The organism is Geomonas terrae, from assembly GCF_004791675.1.
Lineage (GTDB): Bacteria > Desulfobacterota > Desulfuromonadia > Geobacterales > Geobacteraceae > Geomonas > Geomonas edaphica.
Window position 1 is genome coordinate 357,798 of record NZ_SRSC01000004.1, and the last position, 21,585, is coordinate 379,382.

At 58.7% G+C, this 21,585-nt stretch carries 21 protein-coding genes; 9 read left to right on the plus strand and 12 right to left on the minus strand.

What is annotated here, in order from left to right; genetic code table 11:
* On the minus strand, positions 1-1,767 hold a 1,767-nt coding region (locus E4633_RS17165; protein WP_198419469.1), incomplete at its 3' end, for a S8 family serine peptidase.
* A 1,436-nt stretch (positions 1,768-3,203) separates the two neighbouring features.
* Between E4633_RS17165 and E4633_RS17170 the strand changes: the two genes are divergently transcribed.
* A complete protein-coding gene (locus E4633_RS17170) occupies positions 3,204-3,737 on the plus strand; it encodes a DUF4870 family protein (protein WP_135872014.1) in 534 nt (177 codons plus the stop codon).
* A gap of 20 nt (positions 3,738-3,757) precedes the next feature.
* On the opposite strand, the gene E4633_RS17175 is transcribed toward E4633_RS17170, so the two are convergent.
* The gene (locus E4633_RS17175) at positions 3,758-4,108 is read right to left on the minus strand and encodes a helix-turn-helix domain-containing protein (protein ID WP_246038195.1); all 351 of its coding nucleotides are present in this window, start codon (positions 4,106-4,108) and stop codon (positions 3,758-3,760) included.
* Positions 4,109-4,344: 236 nt separating this feature from the next.
* Here E4633_RS17175 and E4633_RS17180 point away from each other — a divergent pair, with 236 nt between their 5' ends.
* Complete coding sequence (locus E4633_RS17180) at positions 4,345-4,710, plus strand: hypothetical protein (protein WP_135872016.1); 366 nt, start codon at positions 4,345-4,347, stop codon at positions 4,708-4,710.
* A gap of 30 nt (positions 4,711-4,740) precedes the next feature.
* Here E4633_RS17180 and E4633_RS17185 read toward each other — a convergent pair whose 3' ends face one another.
* The gene (locus E4633_RS17185) at positions 4,741-5,406 is read right to left on the minus strand and encodes a LysE family translocator (protein WP_135872019.1); all 666 of its coding nucleotides are present in this window, start codon (positions 5,404-5,406) and stop codon (positions 4,741-4,743) included.
* 353 nt (positions 5,407-5,759) lie between these two features.
* On the opposite strand from E4633_RS17185, the gene cmoA reads away from it, so the two are divergent.
* The 3 genes from cmoA (at position 5,760) to E4633_RS17200 (ending at position 8,015) form a co-directional block, all read left to right on the plus strand.
* Positions 5,760-6,494, plus strand: a complete 735-nt coding sequence (gene cmoA / locus E4633_RS17190) for a carboxy-S-adenosyl-L-methionine synthase CmoA (RefSeq protein ID WP_135872021.1) — start codon at positions 5,760-5,762, stop codon at positions 6,492-6,494.
* Complete coding sequence (gene cmoB, locus E4633_RS17195; protein ID WP_135872023.1) at positions 6,491-7,468, plus strand: tRNA 5-methoxyuridine(34)/uridine 5-oxyacetic acid(34) synthase CmoB; 978 nt, start codon at positions 6,491-6,493, stop codon at positions 7,466-7,468. Before cmoA ends, cmoB begins: the two co-directional genes overlap by 4 nt.
* A gap of 145 nt (positions 7,469-7,613) precedes the next feature.
* On the plus strand, positions 7,614-8,015 hold the full coding sequence (locus E4633_RS17200; RefSeq protein WP_135872025.1) for a hypothetical protein: 402 nt from the start codon (positions 7,614-7,616) through the stop codon (positions 8,013-8,015).
* Here E4633_RS17200 and E4633_RS17205 read toward each other — a convergent pair.
* On the minus strand, positions 8,012-8,971 hold the full coding sequence (locus tag E4633_RS17205) for a tetratricopeptide repeat protein (protein ID WP_135872027.1): 960 nt from the start codon (positions 8,969-8,971) through the stop codon (positions 8,012-8,014). The genes E4633_RS17200 and E4633_RS17205 overlap by 4 nt on opposite strands.
* A 317-nt stretch (positions 8,972-9,288) precedes the next feature.
* On the opposite strand from E4633_RS17205, the gene E4633_RS17210 reads away from it, so the two are divergent.
* On the plus strand, positions 9,289-12,450 hold the full coding sequence (locus E4633_RS17210; protein ID WP_135872028.1) for a PocR ligand-binding domain-containing protein: 3,162 nt from the start codon (positions 9,289-9,291) through the stop codon (positions 12,448-12,450).
* A gap of 70 nt (positions 12,451-12,520) precedes the next feature.
* Here E4633_RS17210 and E4633_RS17215 read toward each other — a convergent pair whose 3' ends face one another.
* The gene (locus E4633_RS17215) at positions 12,521-13,594 is read right to left on the minus strand and encodes a GTP pyrophosphokinase (protein WP_135872030.1); all 1,074 of its coding nucleotides are present in this window, start codon (positions 13,592-13,594) and stop codon (positions 12,521-12,523) included.
* A gap of 282 nt (positions 13,595-13,876) precedes the next feature.
* Between E4633_RS17215 and E4633_RS17220 the strand changes: the two genes are divergently transcribed.
* Complete coding sequence (locus tag E4633_RS17220; protein WP_135872032.1) at positions 13,877-14,248, plus strand: hypothetical protein; 372 nt, start codon at positions 13,877-13,879, stop codon at positions 14,246-14,248.
* An 87-nt stretch (positions 14,249-14,335) separates the two neighbouring features.
* On the opposite strand, the gene E4633_RS17225 is transcribed toward E4633_RS17220, so the two are convergent.
* Positions 14,336-15,193, minus strand: a complete 858-nt coding sequence (locus E4633_RS17225; protein WP_135872034.1) for an SDR family oxidoreductase — start codon at positions 15,191-15,193, stop codon at positions 14,336-14,338.
* 97 nt (positions 15,194-15,290) lie between these two features.
* On the opposite strand from E4633_RS17225, the gene E4633_RS17230 reads away from it, so the two are divergent.
* Positions 15,291-15,701, plus strand: a complete 411-nt coding sequence (locus E4633_RS17230; RefSeq protein WP_135872036.1) for a winged helix-turn-helix transcriptional regulator — start codon at positions 15,291-15,293, stop codon at positions 15,699-15,701.
* A gap of 15 nt (positions 15,702-15,716) precedes the next feature.
* Here E4633_RS17230 and E4633_RS17235 read toward each other — a convergent pair whose 3' ends face one another.
* From E4633_RS17235 to E4633_RS17260, 5 genes are all read right to left on the minus strand, one after another.
* The gene (locus E4633_RS17235) at positions 15,717-16,733 is read right to left on the minus strand and encodes a DUF3187 family protein (RefSeq protein ID WP_135872038.1); all 1,017 of its coding nucleotides are present in this window, start codon (positions 16,731-16,733) and stop codon (positions 15,717-15,719) included.
* On the minus strand, positions 16,730-18,247 hold the full coding sequence (locus E4633_RS21025; RefSeq protein WP_246038196.1) for a 2-dehydropantoate 2-reductase: 1,518 nt from the start codon (positions 18,245-18,247) through the stop codon (positions 16,730-16,732). The genes E4633_RS17235 and E4633_RS21025 overlap by 4 nt, the downstream gene beginning before the upstream one ends.
* Positions 18,248-18,575: 328 nt before the next feature.
* Positions 18,576-18,848 carry a YtxH domain-containing protein gene (locus E4633_RS17250; protein WP_135872040.1) on the minus strand — a complete coding sequence of 91 codons (273 nt, stop codon included), beginning with the start codon at positions 18,846-18,848 and terminating at the stop codon, positions 18,576-18,578.
* A gap of 27 nt (positions 18,849-18,875) precedes the next feature.
* Positions 18,876-19,472, minus strand: a complete 597-nt coding sequence (locus E4633_RS17255; protein WP_135872042.1) for a DUF3618 domain-containing protein — start codon at positions 19,470-19,472, stop codon at positions 18,876-18,878.
* Complete coding sequence (locus E4633_RS17260; protein WP_135872044.1) at positions 19,388-19,837, minus strand: phage holin family protein; 450 nt, start codon at positions 19,835-19,837, stop codon at positions 19,388-19,390. Before E4633_RS17260 ends, E4633_RS17255 begins: the two co-directional genes overlap by 85 nt.
* 221 nt (positions 19,838-20,058) lie before the next feature.
* Here E4633_RS17260 and E4633_RS17265 point away from each other — a divergent pair, with 221 nt between their 5' ends.
* Positions 20,059-20,424: a DUF3135 domain-containing protein gene (locus tag E4633_RS17265; protein ID WP_135872046.1), complete on the plus strand. Its 366-nt coding sequence runs from the start codon at positions 20,059-20,061 to the stop codon at positions 20,422-20,424.
* A gap of 84 nt (positions 20,425-20,508) precedes the next feature.
* Here the strand turns inward: E4633_RS17265 and E4633_RS17270 are convergent, their stop codons facing one another.
* Positions 20,509-21,561 carry an adenosine deaminase gene (locus E4633_RS17270; RefSeq protein WP_135872048.1) on the minus strand — a complete coding sequence of 351 codons (1,053 nt, stop codon included), beginning with the start codon at positions 21,559-21,561 and terminating at the stop codon, positions 20,509-20,511.
* Positions 21,562-21,585: the final 24 nt, after the last annotated feature.

Genomic DNA, 21,585 nt, shown 5'->3' on the forward strand with positions numbered 1-21,585 from the left:
GGCATTGCCAGGCACCGTGGAAGTGAAGGTGATCGACTGGGGAAGCGGTGTGACGGCAAAGGTCTGGGCCACCGTGGGCGCGGCGCTGTAGCTGACATCCCCCGCCTGGTCTGCGTTGATGGCACAGTTGCCGGTGGATATCAAGGTGAGGGAACCGCCGCTCGTGACAGTGCACACGCCGGTCGTGCTCGAAGTGAAAGTCGGCACGAGCCCGGAACTGGCGGTGGCGGTCACGGTCGGATGCCCGGTGGTAAAGGCAAGGTCCGCAGGCTTGTTGAAGGTTATGGACTGGGAAACCTTGTTGATGGTTTCCGTCTGAGAGGCATCAGTTAACGCCCCTGCACCGGTCTGATAGATACGAATAATGGGGGTGGTCCCGCCGTAGCTGTCCTTGTAATAGAAGGTGGCCTGGTGAGCCTTGTTCGAACTCGGGTTAGAGAGAGAGACCGTTGTAATGCTATTGGTCCCCGAAGGGTCGGAATAAAAGCCCCCCCCCGCGCTGTCAGAACTTAGATTTACAAGCGTAGTACCGGGTGATGGAAACGTGCAGTTTGCGCTGCCGTTGTGTGCCTCAACGATGACTTCTGTGACGGCGAGCGCATTGGCGATAAATGGGACAGTCAAGAATAGCAGTTTATCACAAGTCCCTGCCGCAAGATAAGGGTCCTGTACGGGCGTCGTTCCTCCGCCGACCCCGGCGGGTTGGAGGTAGGTCACGTCTTTGCTGGCGAGCGTACCGGCGAGGTCAACCCGCCCATGCCCTGTCTGCGCAGGACTTCCGATGGCGGAAGCGCCGCTGCCGAGACGTCCTACAACCACGCCGTTGGAAAGTGCCGGGCTTACGGCTTTGACGTAGGCGGCAATGCCGGCCGCGATGGCCGCGGAAGCGGAGGTGCCTGTCATGCTTGCGTATCCGCCCCCGGGAGCTGTGGAATATATCTGTGCGCCCGGCGCCGCGACGTAGACGTCGGAACCGTAGTTACTGAAGGAAAGGAGCGCATCGCTCGGGTCGGTCGCCGAAACACCGACCACGCCGCGGTCCCCGGCCGGGAAGGTTGGGCTGCCGGATCCTTCGTTGCCTGTGGCCGCCACGAGGACGCACCCTTTGGACCAGGCATAGTCGATCGCGTCCTGCAGATTTTGGCTGAAGGTCGGGTTGCTGAAAGGCATCAGGATGACAGTTGCGCCGTTATCCGCAGCCCACCTGATACCGTCGATGATGTCGCTGTCCAACCCTTCCCCATCGGCGTCGAGCACTGTTACAGGCATGACCCTGACACCGCCTGGTGCCACGCCGGCCATACCGACCCCGTTGTCAGCAACTGCAGCAATAATCCCGGCCATGGCGGTGCCGTGACCGTTCAGGTCGGTAAGACCGTCGGAGCCGTCGAGGATCGACGTACCGGGGAGGACCTTCCCGGCAAGGTCGGGATGTGTGGCATCAACACCGGAGTCGAGAATGGCCACCGTCGCCGTGCCGGCCGGGGTGATGGCGCCGTACACCTTGTCCCAGCCTATTTTCGGCAGCGCCCATTGTGACTCGTAGGCCGGGTCGTTGGTCACGCCTGCCGCCTTCCGGACCTGATTGACCTCTACGCTCACCACGCGCGGGTCCTTCCTGTATTTATCCAGCGCCCTCTGCGTCTCGCCAGGCGCAAGGGAAACGACTTGAAGGGGGGTCTTTCGCAATTTTGCCTTGCGCACCCCTCCGTTCGAGACGATGACATCCGACTCCTGCTCCGCGCTCAGACCGGACGATAACCTCACGAGCAGCGAGGGTACCTCCTTGGCGGCTTTTGCCGCCAGTGCGGTTCCGCTGCAGAAAAGAACGCTGAGCAAACTGCAGCAAATTATGCTTTTCAAAAAACGAGGTAGCACGTTCACAATCCCTCCCCCTGATTAAATCAAATTCGATATCGACTATTTGAAATAGTCAAAACCGGAAACATCACAGTGAAAAACCTGGAAAGGAAATATCGAAACAGTGAGAGAGGTTTTATCGGGAGCTGTCTTGACAGGGCTGAGCCAAATTGCCGCCACTCACATGGCAAGCACATAACATCACAGAAAATCGACCAGATTTTTGTGTTCGCTATGAGCAAAAAACAAGCCAAGCGTAAACAGTAACAATTTTGAGAAATGGTTTATGAATTGTGGTTTTTAGTGACCAAGTCATTCAGCGGATTCGCGGTGCCACTTCGTCATTTGGCGTAGCCGCTGATTTCGCTTTAAACTCTTGATATAGTCGGCATATATCTGATGGTATATGTAAGAAAACAGACCAGAACAAGGTAGGAATAAAGCGCAGAGGGTCGAAGATGGGGAGCAGGTCAATTTGTTAAATTCCACTCAAACATGGCGACATCCGTTCATGCCGTGACATGCGGTCCAGATCGTATTGGCCATTTGCACTGGACGAGTAGCACGCCCAACCAACCGCCACGAAGCACAACATGCTTTATGTGTTTCGCGGCGGAGGGGGAGCGGTTTCAGTGGGGGCTTCCACGTCCGGGGCAGGAAGCTCTTCGCGGTAGGCAAAAATATCCGCATTGCATGTAGGAGTTTTTCCGCCAACGCAGAGAAGTGACAAATGATTAACAAGTTACAATTGTGAGACCGTGGTGGATCTCGGACAGGGTTCCTAAACGGACACGTTCCTGATTGACAGGCCCATGGTTCAAACTGTCACGGGTAGGTTTCAGGTTAGCACGCACACGTTTGGAATTTCGGCACACGCGTTTCAAAGCAGCACGTACACGTGGCAAATTACTACGGACGCGTTTCAAGCTTGCACGTGCGTGTTGTAAATTACCACGACCGTGTTGCAAGTCTGCACGTGCACGTTGCAAATTACCACGGCCGCGTTGCAAGCTTGCACGTGCACGCTGCAAATTACAACGAACGCATTTCAAGCTTGCACATGCGCGTTGCAAATAACAACGACCGTGTTGCAAGTTTGCACGACCACGTTGGAATTTACTACGGACACGTTTCAAGTCTGCACATGGTCGTTTCAAATTCGTACCGATGCACGTGAAGTATCCCCCAGATAGAGCTCTGTACTGCACAGGGATGTCCTTGAGATTTTCAGTTTGGGTGGAGAATCCAGCAAGAGATATCGACTCATTGACTCAGCTTGAACATCTCCATTCCATGGCTACTATATAACCTGTTGAACCGGCTCGTTTACTCCGGGAGGTCTTATGGAAGGCATGGTGCTTGGGATCGATGCTGAAGAGGGGGTCATCAGGACGGCTGACGGTACGAGGTACCGCTTCAGGAGTTCGGACTGGAAAAGCCCCCGCGCGCCTCAACCGAGGGACCGGGTCGACTTCGTTGTTGATGGAGAGTACGCCCGCGAGATCTACCTGATGGGATACGGCATGGGAGACGTTTCGGAGGCCTTCAGCAAGGTACAGACGTCGGAGAAGACCATGCCTGCGGTGGTCTACGGCTGCTACATCGGTGCGCTTTTGTGGGGCGTCACCATGATCGTCGGCGTCGCATTAGCCTATGTCTATCGCGGCAGCGAGTCCCCTGCCCTCACCCGCACGCACTTCGACTACCAGATAAGCATCTTCTGGAAATCCCTCATCGGCTATCTCTTCGGGATACTATTCCTGTTCTTCGGTGTCGGGATGGTCATCCTCGCCCTCACGTACCTGTGGGTCATCATCAAGAGCGTCAAAGGCTGGCGCCTGCTCAACCAGGGTGAACCGATGCCGTCACGGACCTGAGACTGGATAGGGAGAGTTAGTCACGCGCTGACAACCCTCATATGCCCAAGCCCTCCCGCCTTCCTCTCACGGATCACGATATCCACATCGCGTCCCAGGAGGGTGAGCAGATTGCATAGCTTCTCCAGCGAGAAGCCTCTCAGCTTTCCACGCTGGATCAGGGAAACCTTCGGCTGCGTGATGCCCAAAAGCGCGGCAGCCTCTGTCTGGGATAGATGGCGCTTTTCGATGATCTGATTTATCTTCATGGCGATGGTGCTCTTCGCCAGCAATTCCTCCGCGTCCGGCAGTCCCAGATCAGCGAAAACGTTGCCGCCTGAAGAAATCACCGCCGTCTCCTCAACCACTTCCTCTATTCTCTCTTCCATCATTTACCCCTCACCTCAAGCGAATCGCCTAGGAACTCGATCCCTTTAGCCACGTCCCTATCTCCTTCGCGGCCTCTCCCGGCGCGGCCATTATTCCAGCAGCCGCTTCACGAGGCCCCGCAAAAATATGTCGTAGCAAGGCACGAGACGACACTATACCAATACAGGTATAGTGTCAAGCGAGGCGGATGTTGTCCAGTACGCCCCCTCTCCCACCTCTACGGTACAAGAAACCTTCTTTGGAAGCGGAATCGCAAAATCGCGGTCATACCGATGGAAGCAGTATTGAAGACCCGCTGGAAGGAAGAAGGGAACGGGTGATTTTGGTGGGACAGGGGGGAGCGCGCCATACGCTTGAGCCATGCGTGACTCCGGAAAAGTTCACTATGGGCGAAGGAACTTTCGCTTTCCAATGTACCGTGGGACAGGCAGGTGACGAGCTGCTACATAAGGTGGTGGTCTACACCATGACAGGCGGAAAGAGTGGGGAAGTCATGCATTGCCGCAACCCTCGGTTTCCCAACCGCAAAACCATCGCTTGTGAAATAGAAGAAGTAAACTCCGATGGGGTTCTAAGGCTTCAGCGGATAGAGAGGGCATTGTAGCCCCCTCTTGCAAAGGGTCTATGGCAGCGGCTAGGTGCCGGTGAAGCTTGCGGATGCGGTGGAGATCTGGCGGCGGGCTTCCTTTAGGGTGGTGATGAAAAGGGCGAGGCCGACACTGCTTACGACAAGGGCGGCGAACCTATTGAAGGGACTGCGAAAACGGGCATACCCGGTGCGCACTTTGCTGCGTGAAAAGACATACGCGAGAAGCAGATGCCAGGAGGCCGACGACACCATCACGAGTGCTATGACTGAAATCTGCAGGACCTTGTCCGGAGCGGCAGGAAAGGAGGCGGCCAGAATACTTCCGAAAAAGAGGGCCGCCTTCGGATTGGTTATGTTGGTCAAAAAGCCAAGACGAAAGGCTGCCAGCGGGGTTTTCGCGGCGCGAACCTTCTCCTCCGAATCGTGCGCGGCGGCTGAACGCCAGAGACGCCACGCGATGTACAGGAGATAGACCGCGCCGGAAATCTGCAGCGCCATCCTGAGAGTTGGAAACACCACGAAAATAACGTGCAGCCCGCACACGGCACAGATACACCAGATGGTGGAACCGACGGCGACTCCGATGGCCGCCACTCGGGCCGATTTGCCGTCATCGCTTGCGGCAAGCTGGGTGATGAGGAGGGTGTTCGCACCGGGACTGAGCAGAACTGCTACGTAGAGTAGCCAAATAGTAAGAAGTGTGGAGAACATCGCAGTTCCTTCCTTTTAACTGATCACCGCATCATAACAGCGATGGGACAAGGTGTGGACCAGCCAGTGCACAAGGGTAAGCGGTCCCCCTGTATCGACTCAGGCCCGTTGAAAAGATTCGTAACATTACTTCAACCGGCGCCGCCAGTGAAATTATCTTTTCGCATAAAAATTATTCCCATTACCTATAAGTGGAACCTGCCTTGAGCCCTGTGACCTGTCACCATAACTTCGGCTCGATTCGGGGCGGCATTATCTCGGGGTGGCAAACACGGGGTTGATGTTCGGGAGGAAACGGGCTATGTTCCACTCTCTGCTTCACGCAAAACCAGCTTCGCGAGGAACCAAAGACTGTGATCAAAAAAACAGATGCCATCTATGCCGCCCCACTGCAGGAGATGATCGACTTCAAGTTCGATGAACGGGTCGTCGCGGTCTTCCCGGACATGATACAACGCTCGGTCCCAGGCTACGGGATGATCATATCCAATATCGGCATCCTCGCGGCGAAATACGCCCAGGCGGGGAGCCACTGCTATGACCTCGGCTGTTCCCTCGGAGCGGCCACCCTTTCCATGCGCCAGCGCATCAAGGAACCGGAGTGCGACATCATCGCGGTCGACAACTCCCCCGCCATGCTCGAGCGCGGCCGCGAGCTCCTCGCGCGCGATGCCGCTGCGGCCGTCCCGGTGACAATGATCTGCGCCGACATCCAGGAAGTCCCCATCGAGAATGCCTCGGTAGTCGTCCTGAACTTCACGCTGCAGTTCATCCCCCCGGCACAGCGTCCGGAGCTGATCGAGCGCATCTACGCCGGACTCAGGCCGGGCGGCATCCTCATCCTCTCCGAGAAGATCGCCTTCAGCGAACCGGCGCGTCAGCACTTTCATCAGGAGCTGCATCACGACTTTAAAAGGGCCAACGGCTACAGCGACCTGGAGATCAGCCAGAAGCGGTCGGCGCTCGAAAACGTGATGATCCCTGAGACTCTCGCCTGTCACCAGGAGCGGCTTAAGTCGGCCGGTTTCTCTTCCGTCGAGGTATGGTTCCAGTGCTTCAACTTCGCCTCCATGGTCGCCATCAAATGAATTTCTACGACGCCCTCTATCCGCAATTAATATCCATGGGGCAGGAGCGCTGGGCAGAGCAGCTGCGAGCGACTCTGCCGGAGAGACTGGATCTCGACAGCCACGGCAAAATGTCCGGTTGGATAAATGCCCTGCAGTCGCTGCCGGAGCTGCGGCCGTCCCATGTTGAACTGCGCGACAGCGTCACCATCGGCTCGAGTGCCGACCTCGATCTCGCAAAGGTGAACCGCGAAGAGCTGATCGCCCAGCTCCAGGCATTTCACCCCTGGCGCAAAGGCCCCTACAACTTCTTCGGCATCGAGATCGATACCGAGTGGCGCTCGGACTGGAAGTGGGACCGGGTTCTGCCGCACCTCCAGCCGCTCGCCGGACGCAGCGTCCTTGACGTCGGTTGCGGCAACGGCTATCACGGCTGGCGCATGCGCGGCGCCGGCGCCGAGTTCGTCCTCGGCATCGACCCCTTCCTGCTTTCGGTGCAGCAGTTCCAAGTGATGCAGCGCTACCTCCGTGATCCGCAGCACCATGTGCTCCCCATCGGCATCGAGGACGTCCCCGCCGATCTCGCCTGCTTCGACACCATCTTCTCGATGGGTGTTCTCTACCATCGGCGCTCTCCCCTCGACCATCTCTTCGAGTTGAAGGGGTGCCTGCGCAGCGGCGGACAACTGGTGCTTGAGACGCTGATCGTCGAAGGGGACCAGGAGACCATCTTCATGCCCCCGGGGCGTTACGCGAAGATGCGCAACGTCTGGTTCCTCCCCTCCATCGCCGCGATGACCCTGTGGCTCAAGCGCTGCGGCTTCACCGAGATCGCCTGCGTCGACACGAACCGCACGAGCACCGGCGAGCAGCGCACCACCGATTGGATGCGCTTCGAGTCGCTCCCCGATTTCCTCGACCCCGACGACGCGGAGAAGACCATCGAAGGACACCCTGCACCGCTGCGTGCCATCTTCACCGCGACGAAGCCGTAGCGGCGGGGCCGTTTTTTTCGGCAGCAGTGGCAAATCCTCCCCCCATGCGGTACATTTTGTGACTGGCAAAAGGCGAAGTCGCACCGACCACTGACCTCGCCACCGTAGTGACGCACCAACCATTCCAGCTAAGGGGAGGCGCATCATGGATATTGCGAGAGAAGACAGACTGCTCTCAATGGAGTTGGGGACGTTAAGCAAGGAGTCGATCAGGAGATCTCAAAGCGTGGAGGAAGACGATAATGAACCGCGTAAGCTCTTCGCGTTTGCACAGGTTATCGGGGCACGCGACCTGCTGCAATACCTCGTGGATAGCGAGGAGTGGTCCGATTTCGGAGAGTTCCTGGAGGCGATAATCGAAACCGAGGAGTCGCGATACAGGGAAGCTTGGGAGAACGACGACCGCCAAACCATGATCATCACCATGGCTCACCGCCGCCAGTGCAGCAGGCTGGTAAGGAGGCTGACCGATCCCCGACGCAGGCAATCGCTGCTCGCGCAACTCGATTCTCCCGCGGAGTGTGAGCCTTCACCGTCGCAAAGTTAGCCGAAAAATTTCTCGCTGAACCAAAAAACCCCCATAGGCTCTTCCGGCATGTCTCCGCGTATCTTGCAACTCGCCACGTCTACGCTCTCGACCCCGGCGGCGCTCTCGAATACCTTGACCATCTCGAGCGCCCGTTCCTCGGAATCCGATACCACGTCGTAGACGATTCCGTAAGCCTGCGCCTCCCGATACCAGGGATGGTCCATCGGGAGCTTGGCGACAATCGCGAGGCGGTAATATTTGGACTCCGCACTGTAGCGTAATTCTTCCAGCTTCACTATTTCATAGAGCACCGGAGTGCTGCATCCGAACTCCTCCAGAAATTGCATCAGGAAACTCCGGACCTCTTCCTTTGATCGTCCCTTTTGCAACCGAATGCGCGCGAGTGCCGCGGCCACAAGCCCTACCCTTTTTTGATACTCCCCATCCCCCTCGGTACGCTCCTTGAGAAGGACTTCGGCCAATGCTTCCGCTTCGGCAAGTCTGCCGACCCCCTCCAAAGCAGCCACTCGCGCCTGTTCGGCACCCGGTCGCAGAGAAGGTTGTTCGAGGCAGTCAAGGTAATCAAGCGCCGCCTGGAAGGCCTTACTAGCTATCGAGAGAAATGCCATGTTGAGACGAATCATATCCGCGTTCGCCTGCGGACAAAGCAGTGCCTGTTCATAGGCGGCCAGCGCTTCTTCATATTTATTAAGCTGGCCGAGATAGATGCCGAGGCAGAACCAGTTCGTCCAAAAAGTGGGGCGCTTCAACACGCCGCGCCTCATCGTCGAAACGGCATCTCTGAAATTCTTGGAGCTGGCATAGACCTCGGCGGCAATGTAGAAGGCGAGAGGCCCTTTGGCCTCTTCGAGCTTCATGGCGACTTGAATAGCTTCCGAGTACCTTCCGGCCTCCAAATGTTCAAGCCCCTGGTTCGTCAGCTTTTCAATCCTCTTGTTGGCTATATCATCCATCACGGTCGTCTCCTTCACTGCAGCATGTACTCCACATTCCCGCACAAAAGATTAAGCAATTCACACCAAACTGTCAATAGAGAGCGCTTCACCGTTTCCGCCCCCGGAAGGCCCATCGAATGGGGTTCGTTCGCAGTCTCCGCAGCCCCCCGCCACTAGAACAGCCGATTCCCAGCAAACTCAAACCGCAATTGAACGTTCTCTTTACGACTTCTTTTTCTCTGTTATCTTTTCTATGTCCACAACTCATTAAGGCCAGGTTCCCGCTTTTGTCCGGCCTGATACAGTGCATCCGAACATCGAACAAAGGACCCGGAATGTTCAAAATCTTCATCCTCATCCTGTGCCTCATTGCCTCAGTTGCAGCAGCACCGGGCGCCTATCAATCCCAGAAACCGCTGGTGGTCGGGAGCGAGGAGAATTTCCCACCCTTCTCCACCGGCAGTACCGACGATACCGCCGGCGGTTTCGCCGTGGAACTATGGAAAGAGGTCGCCCGGGAAGCGGGGGTCAAATACAGTATCCGCGTCAGGCCGTGGGGCGAGCTGCTCCAGGAGTTCAGGGACGGCAAGGTCGACGTGCTGGTAAATATAGCCACCTCCGACGAACGGCATCGCTACACCGATTTCAGCGTTCCCCACGTCACCGTTAACGGCGCCATCTTCGTGCGCAAGGGGGACTCACGCATCCGCTCCGAGGCGGACCTGGCCGGGAAATCCATCATCGTGTTCAACTCCGACCTTGCCCACGAATACGCGGTCTCCAGGGGTTGGCAAAAGCAACTGGTGCTCGTGAACGATGCCCGGGAAGGACTCAGGCTCCTCTCCTCCGGAAAGCACGATGCCATGCTGCTCAGCAAGCTTGCCGGCATGCAGACGCTGCGCGAACTGCGCATCGACAACGTACGTCCCCTGGATGTCAAAGCGGGATACGCACAGAAGTTCACCTTCGGCGTACACAAGGGTGAGTCTGATCTACTCGCCGCGCTGAACGAAGGGCTGGCGCTCACCAAGGCGGACGGCGACTATGACGAGCTGTATCAGAAGTGGTTCGGCGTTTACGAGACCAAGGAGCCGACCTTCAGGGACATGTTGAAGTACCTCCTTCCCTTCGCACTCCTGGTCGCGTGCCTTGCCGTCTATTTCTTCTACCGGCGCAGCCGCGAACGCAAGGCGTCCGAAGCTGCCTTGCGCGAAAGCAAGCTGCGCCTGGATACCATCCTCGACAACGTGGGCGCCTACATCTTCATAAAGGACACCAACTACCGCTACAGCTATGTGAACCGCAAGGTCTGCGAACTGTTCGGGTACCCGGAAGAGAAGATCCTGGGCAAGACAGACGACGCCTTTTTCTCCCCCGAATTCGTGCGGGAGATCGTCCTCAGCGACCGCCCCGTGATCGAGAAAGGGCTCACAACCAGAAGGGAAGAGATCAACCTGGCGGCTGAGAACGAAATGCCGCGCAGCTATTGGACCGTGAAACTCCCGCTGCGCGACCAGGCCGGCACCATCTACGGTCTTTGCGGCATATCGACCGACATCACGGAACTGAAGCAGTTGGAAAACGAGCTGAAGAAGAAAAGCGCCCAACTCGAGGAGGAACTGACCGAGCGCGAGATCACCCAGGAGTCGCTGCAGGAACAGACGGCGCTGCTCGAGGAGCAGACCGCGATGCTGGAAGAGGAGATCGAGGAACGAAGACGGGCCGAGGACGCGCTCAAAAAGAGCGAGGAGACCGTCCGGCACAAACTGAAGGCGATCCTGGAACCCGAAGGGGACATCGGGACCCTGGAGCTGTCGGACATCATCGACAGCGACATGCTCCAGGCCATGATGGACGATTTCTACAGGATAACCGGGATGCTTGGGGCAGTCCTCGACGTTTCGGGCAAGGTGCTGGTCGCGGTGGGTTGGCAGGACATCTGCACCAAGTTCCACAGGGCCCACCCCGAGGCCTGCAAGAACTGCCTGGAAAGCGATACCGTTCTTTCCAGGGGGGTGGCCGTGGGGACTTTCAAACGCTACCGCTGCAAGAACAACATGTGGGACATGGTGACTCCGATAGAGGTGGGTGGACGGCACGTCGGCAACGTCTTCATCGGGCAGTTCTTCTACGAGGACGAGCCGCCCGATGTGGAGCTTTTCCGCGAGCAGGCAAGGCGCTACGGGTTCGACGAGACGCAGTACCTGGCAGCCCTGGATCGGGTGCCTCGTTTCTCAAGGGAAACGGCCGAGGCGGGCATGAAATTCTACGCGGAACTCACCAAGGTGGTTTCCACGCTCAGCTTTACCTCGATCAAGGTGTCAAGGATGCTTGCCGAGCGCATCCACCTCGAAGAACAGCTCCGGCAATCGCAGAAGATGGAGGCGGTGGGACAACTGGCCGGCGGCGTCGCCCACGACTTCAACAACATCCTGCAGGTGATCACCGGCTACGGCAACATGCTCAAGATGAACGAAAGCCTTGGCAAAAAAGAGCAGGAATGGCTTGATCACATCCTCTCCTCGTCCGAGCGGGCGGCGCAGCTCACCCAGGGACTGCTGACCTTCAGCCGCAAGCAGGTCATCCACCTGGAACCTGTCGATCTGAACAAGGTAATAGAGAACTTCAAGAAATTCATCCTCAGGGTGATCGGCGAGGACATACACCTGAGGACGGTGACCTACGGCGACCGGCTCATCGTGCACGCCGACGTGGGGCAGCTCGAACAGGTGCTGATCAACCTGGCGACCAACGCACGCGATTCCATGCCCAGAGGCGGGATGCTCACCATCGAGACCGGGCTGCAGGCGGTGGAGTCCCCCTTCGACCACGAATCCGGGCGTGAGGAACCGGGGAGCTACGCCGTGGTGACCGTGTCAGACAGCGGCAGCGGCATGGACGAGGAAACCCGCAAGAGGATCTTCGAGCCGTTCTACACCACAAAGGAGGTCGGCAAGGGGACCGGCCTCGGCATGGCGATCGTCTACGGCATCATCAAGCAGCATAACGGGATCATCAACGTCTACAGCGAACCCGGGCACGGGACCACCTTCAGGATTTACCTGCCGGTGCAGGAGGCCAGGAGCGAGACGGACGCCCAAATCGTGCAGGTGGAGGCGCCCAAAGGGGGGAGCGAGACCATCCTTTTGGCCGAGGACGATGCCGAAGTCCGCAACCTCGTGGTATCGATACTAAGCCAGTATGGTTACGAGGTGATCCAGGCCGTGGACGGGCAGGACGTCGTCGAGCAGTTCGCCGCGAACAGGGAACGGGTCGCGATGATTCTCATGGACATGATCATGCCGAAAAACAACGGCAAGGAAGCCTACGAGAAGATCTCGCAGCTGCAGCCGGGGGTGAAGGTGCTTTATTCGAGCGGCTACACCGCGGACTTCATCCAGAACAGGGGCGTGTCCGAAGAAGGGATCGAACTGATCATGAAGCCGGTTCAGCCGATGGATCTGCTGCGCAAGGTGAGGGAGGTGCTGGACCGGTGATGGGGTAACGGCGCCCCCCTACCCCGCCCAGTACCAAGGCACACGACCGGCACGCATCAGAAACAGGGGATTACAGCTGCAGCGCTTCGGGTGCCGGCTGATTGCCCTTCATCCATGCGACGAAACGTTCCTTGTTCCTTCTCGACAAGATGCGTGGGAACTTCTCGGGATCGTAGAGATAGAGACAGTGCCTGATCGAGGTGTAGGCGCTGAAGGTCCTCTCCGGGTTTTCCGCCAATATGTGGTCGCGGTACTCCCTGACGACCTTCAGATTCTCGTTCAAACACCTGTGCAGATCGGCCTTTTGCAGGGTGCTGTTTTGTTCCAGGATGTCCTGGACAAAATCATCCACCTTCTCGTCGTCGAAGACAAAATCACGAAAGAAATGCGCGGCAATGGGCACGAAGTTGAAGGCGTTCACCGTCCTCGTGCCTGCGGTGACCGCCTGGCCCGGCGTCTCCGGGTCAATCTGCGTCACCGTGGCCTGCAGCATCAGGTCGGAGGTCGCGTTCCTGATCTCTTTAAACTCGCGGTCAGCCAGTTCGAAGAGGGCGGCGAGCACGTTGATCCTGCGCTTGAGATCCACCGGTATCGACTTCTTGTACTTGATCTTGTGGTCCAGCATGCTCCAGGCGTCCTGTATCAGGGAGCGAATCTGCACCTCGAAGCAGAGATCGGCCGGCGGCACGTTCCTGGTGAGATAAGCCGCTTCGGGATCCAGGGCCAGGTCCATGTGCAGCCCCTTGTAGCCGAAGGAGTCCTCCGTGCTCTCCACCGCGGAGGTCTTGTCGGTGACGTTTAGTATCTTGAAGTTGCGCTGCAGCAGCTCCGACACCACAGGGACCTCGTCTTCGTACAGGCAGACGATCCGCACGCCTATCAGGTCCGAGATGAAGTCCCTGATTTGATAGGGCTGCTCGTCCGCCTCGAGTTTACCCTGGTATTTGCGCTGGAACTTTTTGATGCACTCCTCTTTCTCCTTGACGCGCCCATCGACCTTGGTGGTCGCCCCCCCTCCCGTCTGCCCGACCAGGTTCCGGACGATTTCGACAATGGAGTCCTTCGCCGCAATCAACTGCTTCTCGTTCGTGTCGTAGTATTTCCGGAAAAGTGCTTTTTCCCGCTCAAAATCAAGAGATGCCATATTCAAAGTCCTTATGCCTCAAGAACGCACAGCCGGAATTCCTCCGTCGCCAGGGTCCCGCATTCTCGGTTCTCGAGTGTTCGCTCATGTTCAAGAAGCCTTGCGTTTTTTCAATAGCACAGGCGGGCCCTTTCAAAAAGGGAATTCGCTCTGAAAGGATCGTGGGCATGTATGTTGAGTCTGGAAAATTAGCTTGAACAGCGACTGAGTTTAAATTAGATTGGGCCAACAGCCCAACGGCAAGTCCATGATGCCGCTTCCTCTCTATCGAAGGAGTTCCCCATGCGTTACATCAACACCGACAAGATCCTTGCCGCCCAACTCACCACCCCGGCCGAAAACCCGCTCGTCGGCGACGACACGCGCCTCATCGACGTCTGGTTTGACGGCAGCGCGGTACGAAAGCAGCTCTTCAAAAAAGTGCACAAGACCGAGCAGGAAGCGATGGCCCAGGAGCTCGAGAACAGGGGTTTTCTCCGTTCCGGCAATCTCCTCATCAACCCGCGGGCCGTCCTCTTCGCCGAGATGGAGCACGAGATCGTCGGCGGTCTCGTCACCATCGGTTACCAGGACAACGGCAAACCGGTGGAACTGAAGGTGGATACGAAGGCGTTCAAGGACCTGTGCGAGCGACTGGCCGGTGAGCAAAAGTGATCTGAGTGGTGACAATAAAGCGCTAAAAAGCCCGCCGGGGGTCCCCGGCGGGCTTTTTAGCACTTGGAACGAAACGGTTTAGCTACTTCAGGCGCCTTTTTTGCCTTGGGCTATCACCGCTGCGAGGGAGGTGGTCGGCCGGCCGATCAGGGCGCTCAACTGATGAGCCTCGTCGAAGAGGCCTCCCTTGGAGGCACCAGTGTCGGAATCGGCCAAAAGTGCGGCGAAAGGCTCGGGAAGCCCGACGGAGACGAGGAGCTTTTGGTACTCGAGTTCGGGAAGGTTGACGTAGTTGACCTCTTTGCCGTACTGCCTGGAAACCTCGGCGGCGAACTCCGAGAGGGTGTAGGCGGTGTCGCCGGCGAGTTCATAGACCTGCCCCCCCTCCCCTTCCCTGGTGAGCACGGCGACGGCGGCTTCCGCGTAATCTGCACGGGCGGCCGACGCGATCCGGCCGTCACCGGCGGAGCCGTAGAAGGTTCCATGCTCGACCGCAGAAGGAACACCGGCGGCGTAGTTCTCGGTGTACCAGCCGTTGCGCAGCATCACGAACGGTACGCCGGAGTCGCGGATCATGGTTTCAGTGGCAATGTGCTCGGCGGCAAGGGCAAGGGGAGAGGTGTCGGCATGCAGCAGGCTTGTGTAGGCTAAAAGTTTCACGCCAGCTTCCCTGGCTGCTTCGATGACGGTGCGATGCTGGTTGATGCGCTGCCCGACCTCGCTCGAGGAGATGAGCAGGACCTTTTCGGCTCCGGCAAGCGCCGCCTTCCAGCTCTCGGGAGCGTTGTAGTCGGCCTGGCGGACCTGCACTCCCAGGGAGGCGAGATCTTTTGCCTTGTCCGGATTCCGTACGGCGGCAACGATGCTTGAGGCAGGCACTCTCTTCATAAGCGATGCGATGACGAGACGACCTAACTGTCCGGTAGCTCCGGTAATGACGATCATGTGACTAACTCCTTTATGTCCGGATGCGATGTATGTTACAGGTGGAGCATAACAACAACGCTTTCAAAAAGTAAGTACGCACAAAAAGGTAAGTGTCATGAGTGAGTCGAAAACCGTTAGCCTGGCAGAGCAGATGCGCCGCGGAGAGCTGTTCTCCACGCAGTGTCCCTCGCGTGAAATACTGAAGCATGTGACCAGCCAGTGGGGGGTCCTAGTACTTGTCGCCCTTATGGGAGGGACGCACCGATTCAGTGAACTGCGGCGCAAGGTGGGAGGAGTGAGTGAAAAGATGCTTGCGCAGACGCTTCAGTACCTGGAGAGGGACGGCTTCGTCTGTCGCGTCTCGTTTCCCGTGGTGCCGCCTCACGTAGAATACTCGCTGACCCCGCTCGGAAGGGACATCGGACTGAAAGTGGAAGCGCTGGCGGACTGGATCGAAAGCAACCTGCCAAGCATCATGTCCGTTCAGGCAACGGCGGACCAGGAAGTGGTCGAGCAGCAGGCTTAGAGCAGCTTCTTCGCCCTAGAAGCGCTGCCCCAGACCGAGGTGAAGGGCGACGTCCGGAGAGGCGCCGACGATGATGTCCTCGGAAAGGGCGATGTCGAGCGTGGTCGAGGGGGTGAAGGCGTAGGTGCCGCCGAAAAGAAGCTGCACGGCGGGGGAGGTAAGCTCGCTCAGGTCGCTGTCCTTGTAGAAGGCGGTGTGCCCGGAAAACTGCACCTTGAAGGCGATGAAGTCGCGCGGGGACCAGCCTCCGCCGACGGTTCCGAAGCCGACCAGGTTCTCCTGCTGTCCCTTCAACACATCCCCATCGGTGAGCCCCATGCCGCCGAGCGCACCGAAGAGGGTCGCGTGCCCCCATTTCCCCGGGAGTTGGTAGTCATCGCTGCCGGTAAGCCAAAGGGCCAGGTCGGTGCTGCCGCTGCCGGTAAGCCTCGAGCTGCTTCCGGTGGGAAGCTTCACGCTGGCACGCAGCGCAAGCGCGCGGGGATTAACGCTACGGTCGTGGTACAGCTGCCATGCGCCGTTCAGCCGGACGTCGCCCACGCGGAAGGTGGCGTTTTCCATACGAAGCCGCTCCTCCCCGTCACGCTCGTACAGGAAAAGGAGCCGGTCGTCGGGCGAGATCAGGCGGTTTCCCTGGGGCAGCCCGAAGAACCGGTGCCATTGCTTGATGAAGCCGTCGAAGATCCCACCGTTGTAGGCCACCACAGGAAGATCGAAACCAAGTTCCAGGTTCTCTGCGACGCCGTAGCGAAAGGCGAGCGTGGTCCGTTCGCTCTCCCCATCCAGAAGCAGGCGCTCCCGTGCGTTCTCGTCGTCGACATCGCTGTTCGCGACGTCGAAGGCCAGAAGCCCCCACCCCCGTCCCGCCGGCTGCACGACGGAGTTCTCCGCGGCCGGCAGACCGTAGATCTGTACAAGTGGATTCTGGTTGAAGGTGTAAAAGGGGGTTATCGCCAGCGGTTCGGCGCCGACGCCCGAAGCCGTGACGGCGACTAAAAAGAGCGCAACGGCAAAGCTTGCAAGTTTCCTCATCTATCCTCCCCAAACCACCCCTTCTCGTTTTCCTCGGCAAGGCGCCCCCGCAGGTACTCCCACAGCGCCGGGCAGCCAGCCTCGATAGGAGGCCCTATACGTCCTATCACACGTTGGTAGCTGATGCCGTTTTCGCGCCAGCTCTGCCCCTCGTTCGCCAGGTTGAGCAGAGCCGGAATGGCGCGGTCGGCGGCATGGGCGAAACGCGCCTCCGGGGTCACCGCTTCCTCGAACTCGAGCCAGAGGGCCAGAAAAAAGGAGCGCTGCGGTTCCTGCACCATCCCGAAGATCCTCCGCACCGCCTCCAGTTCGGCGGCCTTACGCTCTTCCCATCCCTCGGTGGCATAGACGATGGTGTCCCCGGTATCGATCTCCCCCACATCGTGCACGAGGAGCATACCGACAACACGGTGCATGTCCAGCACAGTCGTGGCATAGGGCTGGAGCGAGTAGGCCATCATGGCGATATGCCAGCTGTGCTCGGCCGAGTTCTCGTAGCGGTCACTTCCCTTCGAACGGTTCTTGCGGGTCACGCTCTTCAGCTTGTCAAGCTCGAGAATGAAGTCCACGGTGCGTGAAATCGTCATCTCCCCCCTCTCCTTCTCGTTTTCAATCCGTTTCAGTTCGGAGAAAAGCTCCCGGTTCACCGGCGTCGGGATCCGATACTGCTCGCCCATGGCGATCATGGTCCCGGCCAGCATGTCCACCTCGGTCGGACGTCCCGCTTCCACATCCTGGAGCATCGAGGTCTTCCCGGAAGCGCCCAGGGTTCCAAGTACGCGGTACCACTCCTCCAGGTCGGACTCGGAAAGATCCACCTTTTTGGCCACGGCGACGGCGATCACCTCGCGCATGGCGGCGTCCATCATTTCCCGCGCGCGGGCGGACTCCCTGAGGGCGCCGTAGGTCATGCCGAGGACGGCGGATACCTGGTTCACGCCCACGTTGATCATGTACTTGAACCAGAGGCTGCGGACCATGTCCGGCGGCACCTCGCAGTTGATTCCGGAACGCCGGAAGAGGTCGCCGACAAGGCGGACCCGCTCACTTTGTTCCGTGTTGTCACGCTCGCCGAAGAGGATGCGCCCCAGATTCTGGTATGTGACGGCGTTTTCCTCGCGCACGGCGTCGATGCCGAGCGACAGGGCATACAGCACCTTGTCCCAGCCGTACACCGCAGCGATACGCTCTTCGCTGTCGATGCCGTTCATCACCGAGAGGATGACGGTGCGCTCACCGACGACGCGGCGGATGCCGGCGATCGCCTCGTCGAGCTGCCGGTGCTTCACCGCCACGATGACAAGGTCCGCGGTGGGCGCCTCTTCCGGGGTGAACGCAGGGATGGGAAAACGTATCCCGTTCACGACCACCCCATCGGCCGCCAGCTTTTCGCGGCGGGATCCGTCGGCGATGAAGAAGACCGAGTCACGGTCGAGGGTAAAAAGGAGGCTGCCGTAGACGGCGCCGAGCGCTCCGGCGCCTATCAAGGCGATCTTTTGGATGGGTTGGTTCATCAGGTTCTCGAATGGGAAAATTTTTAGGCAATTTGTCATACTGCGGCGCGGCCGTCAACCCTGCTTTGAGCGAAGGGTTGGCAATTAAAGGCAAATCCCCCCCGTCCCCCCTTCGCAAAGGGGGGAGCCCTAGGTCACCTGCGGCGCTTCGTGGACACACTTTTTCGCCATCCCGGGAATTACCGGATGAACCTTTGCGAAGGGGGGACGCTGGGACTAGGGCAGTGGTTCGTAGGCTTCGGGGACGACCATCTTTGAGAGGCGCAAAAAAAAGAGGCTGCCCTTTCCGGGCAGCCTCTTGCGGGGGCCTTGCACCCCGCGGCGGGTATCAGTGATACTCCTCAACTTTTGACGATAGCTCCGAGACCTTTTCCTCCGCGTACTCACGCCCCTTGCGCAGGTTCCGGTTCAGCTTGTCCTGCACCTCGGTAGTCAGCCCTTTCATCTTAGAAATGGCATCGCCGGTCACGTCGGATACCTTTTCCCTCATCTCATGCCCCGTTTTCGGGGTGTAAAGCAGGGCAAGCCCCGCCCCTACCAGTGCCCCGGCCGAAAAGCTCACCACCTCAGCCGTGGTGCTCGCGTGTCCGTGTCTTCTCATGACGTCCTCCTTCCAGCCTTGCTGGTTCTAGACTCTGCCGGCCTTGTGGTTGTACCAGTAGCTCCCAAGGGCGGCGCCTACGCTTGCCGCCAGACCACGCCAGGCAAGCTTTTTCCCTTCCCGCGGCGTGCCGTGCTTTTGCGAGGCCCGTTTGCCGCTCAGGAAGGATTTGAGGGCGGTTGCCGCAAGAGACCACCCCGATATCGGCGCTGCCACGGCGGTCGACCTTCCCGCGTTCAGCCTGCGCAGAAGGAGCCACAGCGCTCCGGCTCCCGCTGCCCGGGCCGCGCTCCCCCTCACAGGGACTTCAACCGTTTTCTTCATCCCCACGCCGGCGGTGACCCTGTCGCGTACCCGCTTGTTGCCAAGCGCCACGAGCGCTGCGGCTGCGCCGATAAGCGAGGCCTGCACCGAGGTCCGCTGCGCCAACTGCAATACGCCTGCGATCCCTTTCCATGCCAACAGTTTCGCCCGGCGTACACCGCGCGCCTTCAGGTGATGCGGCGAAAGACGTTCCTCAAGGTCGTGCACGGTCCGGGTTATATCGCCTTCCGTATGCCGGATCTGCTCGCGAATCTCGTCCGCCGATGCGTGCTGCTCATGAACCTTAACGTTTTGGCCCATTTTACCGTCTCCTTCAAAGCCCCCATCGTCTGCGTGGGCTTTGCATCCATCTCCTTCACATCCTTTCCGCCCTTAAGAACCAGCACCGCTCCCATCGCCAAGAGGCCCAGCGCAACCAATAGCGCCGCACCCCACGCCGGCATGATCGTCGCGAGCCCCAGCACGATGGCCGCCGTCAACACCAGGAGCCCCGTGTACAAAAGCACTCCGCCCACGACGATGGCGGCCGCGTCCTTGGCGGCATGTACCACCTTCTCCTTCATCTCGGCCGCAAAAAGACCAAGTTCCTGCCGGAGCAGGTCACGCAACTCCCCGCCGAGCTCCGACACTAGTTCACCTATCGTTTTCTCATTTTTCTCCGGCATGACAGCCTCCTTTCCGAATGACGACCGGGCATCACTCCGGGCCTACGTTACCTGCAATTAATGTTAAGAAATTTAAACTTTTATTGCAAGCGGGCATTGTCTCAGCCTCCAGCCGTATACATTTTGCTGGCATTTTTTTGTAATTTGAATAACAATTAGAAAAACTCAATCGGATGTTTGAGTATGGCTTTTATTGCAATGAAAGGAAGAAGGAGAGTGTCATGAGTACCAGACGAGAGTTCACATCTTACACCCCGGGAGAACTGCGGGAACTATACAAGAGGGACCCCGCCCTGTTCGATGAACTGGCGGACGAAGCCGTGAAAAAGGCCTGCGTGGCAAGTACCCCCGAGAAATCACTGCAACTGCAACGCATGCAGTGGTCGATCGGCATGCAGTTACGTAAGGCAAGCAGCAACGTCGGGCGCATGCACATCATGGAGAACATCTTTTACAGCGAGGTCTACGGCGAGAATGGTCAGCTTGAGAAACTGGTGCAGACCTGCAACAGCCTAATGCGCACCCTCGGCAGGAAGGACCGCATCGAGAGGAAGGAAGAAGAAACCGCAAAACTGCGCAATATTTGACGAGACGCAGCGTGTGACAAAGGCGGCCACGGGTGTTATCTGAGCGCAAAAGCAGTCTCAGATATACTCCGTGGCCACTTTATTTCAGGCCTTTTCCCCGCACGCGGCGGCGAAGAACTCGTCGAGCGCCGCCACCCACCCCTTTTTCTCCTCTTCGGCAACGAAAGACGCCTCGAAACTGTTTCGCGCCAGTTGGTACGCCTCGCGCGCGCCGAGTTCCGGCAGGGCCGCGAAGGTCGCCGCGTAGTTGTCATTCAGATAGCCTCCGAAATACGCGGGGTCGTCCGAGTTGACGGTGGCGGCGATGCCGGCCTGAAGGAGCCTGCCCAGGTTGTGGTCGTGCATCTCGTGGAACACGGCGAGCTTCACGTTGGAAAGCGGGCAGACGGTGAGCGGCACCCTCTCACGCGCCAGCCGGGCCACGAGGTCGGCATCCTCCAGGCAGCGCACGCCGTGGTCGATGCGCTCCGCCTTCAGGATGTCCAGGGCGTCGCGGATGTAGTCGGCCGGCCCCTCTTCGCCTGCGTGCGCGACGAGGTGCAGCCCCAGTTCCCGGCAGCGTGCGAAGACCCGTGCGAACTTCTCGGGCGGGTTGCCCCGCTCGCCGCTGTCCAGCCCGACGCCGATGAAGCGGTCGCGGTACGGCAGCGCTTCCTCCAGGGCGGCGAAGGCCTCCTCTTCGCTTAGATGGCGCAGAAAGCAGAGGATCAGCGATGCGGAGACGCCAAGCTCTTCCCGTCCGCGACGCACAGCACGGTCCAGTCCGCCTATCACCGTCGCAAAGGGGATGCCGCGCGAGGTGTGGGTCTGCGGATCGAAGAAGATCTCGGCATGGAGCACGTGGTCCGCCTTGGCGCGGTTCAGGTAGCTCCAGGCCATGTCGAAGAAGTCCTCTTCGGTCTGCAGTACACCGGCACCCGCGTAGTAGATGTCGAGGAAACTCTGCAGGTCGGTGAAGGCGTAGGCCGCACGCAGCTCCTCGATGGAGGGGTAATCGAGCTTGATGCCGTTTCTCTGTGCCATTTCGAAGATCAGCTCCGGCTCCAGCGAACCCTCTATGTGTATGTGCAGTTCCGCCTTGGGCATGCGGTTTAGTATGGAGGGAAGCTCCCGGCGCGGGATCGATTCCAGGTTCATAGGGGTACTCCTGTTGCTTTGAAT

Coding starts and splice junctions, on each gene's coding strand:
- E4633_RS17235 (WP_135872038.1), bottom strand. CDS start 16,733: ATGAGGAAACTTGCAAGCTTTGCCGTTGCGCTCTTTTTAGTCGCCGTC.
- E4633_RS17250 (WP_135872040.1), bottom strand. CDS start 18,848: ATGAGAAGACACGGACACGCGAGCACCACGGCTGAGGTGGTGAGCTTT.
- E4633_RS17255 (WP_135872042.1), bottom strand. CDS start 19,472: ATGGGCCAAAACGTTAAGGTTCATGAGCAGCACGCATCGGCGGACGAG.
- E4633_RS17265 (WP_135872046.1), top strand. CDS start 20,059: ATGAGTACCAGACGAGAGTTCACATCTTACACCCCGGGAGAACTGCGG.
- E4633_RS17215 (WP_135872030.1), bottom strand. CDS start 13,594: ATGGCATCTCTTGATTTTGAGCGGGAAAAAGCACTTTTCCGGAAATAC.
- E4633_RS17210 (WP_135872028.1), top strand. CDS start 9,289: ATGTTCAAAATCTTCATCCTCATCCTGTGCCTCATTGCCTCAGTTGCA.
- E4633_RS17205 (WP_135872027.1), bottom strand. CDS start 8,971: ATGGATGATATAGCCAACAAGAGGATTGAAAAGCTGACGAACCAGGGG.
- E4633_RS17230 (WP_135872036.1), top strand. CDS start 15,291: ATGAGTGAGTCGAAAACCGTTAGCCTGGCAGAGCAGATGCGCCGCGGA.
- E4633_RS17220 (WP_135872032.1), top strand. CDS start 13,877: ATGCGTTACATCAACACCGACAAGATCCTTGCCGCCCAACTCACCACC.
- E4633_RS17260 (WP_135872044.1), bottom strand. CDS start 19,837: ATGCCGGAGAAAAATGAGAAAACGATAGGTGAACTAGTGTCGGAGCTC.
- E4633_RS17185 (WP_135872019.1), bottom strand. CDS start 5,406: ATGTTCTCCACACTTCTTACTATTTGGCTACTCTACGTAGCAGTTCTG.
- E4633_RS17200 (WP_135872025.1), top strand. CDS start 7,614: ATGGATATTGCGAGAGAAGACAGACTGCTCTCAATGGAGTTGGGGACG.
- E4633_RS17225 (WP_135872034.1), bottom strand. CDS start 15,193: ATGATCGTCATTACCGGAGCTACCGGACAGTTAGGTCGTCTCGTCATC.
- cmoB (WP_135872023.1), top strand. CDS start 6,491: ATGAATTTCTACGACGCCCTCTATCCGCAATTAATATCCATGGGGCAG.
- E4633_RS17270 (WP_135872048.1), bottom strand. CDS start 21,561: ATGAACCTGGAATCGATCCCGCGCCGGGAGCTTCCCTCCATACTAAAC.
- E4633_RS21025 (WP_246038196.1), bottom strand. CDS start 18,247: ATGAACCAACCCATCCAAAAGATCGCCTTGATAGGCGCCGGAGCGCTC.
- E4633_RS17175 (WP_246038195.1), bottom strand. CDS start 4,108: ATGATGGAAGAGAGAATAGAGGAAGTGGTTGAGGAGACGGCGGTGATT.
- E4633_RS17170 (WP_135872014.1), top strand. CDS start 3,204: ATGGAAGGCATGGTGCTTGGGATCGATGCTGAAGAGGGGGTCATCAGG.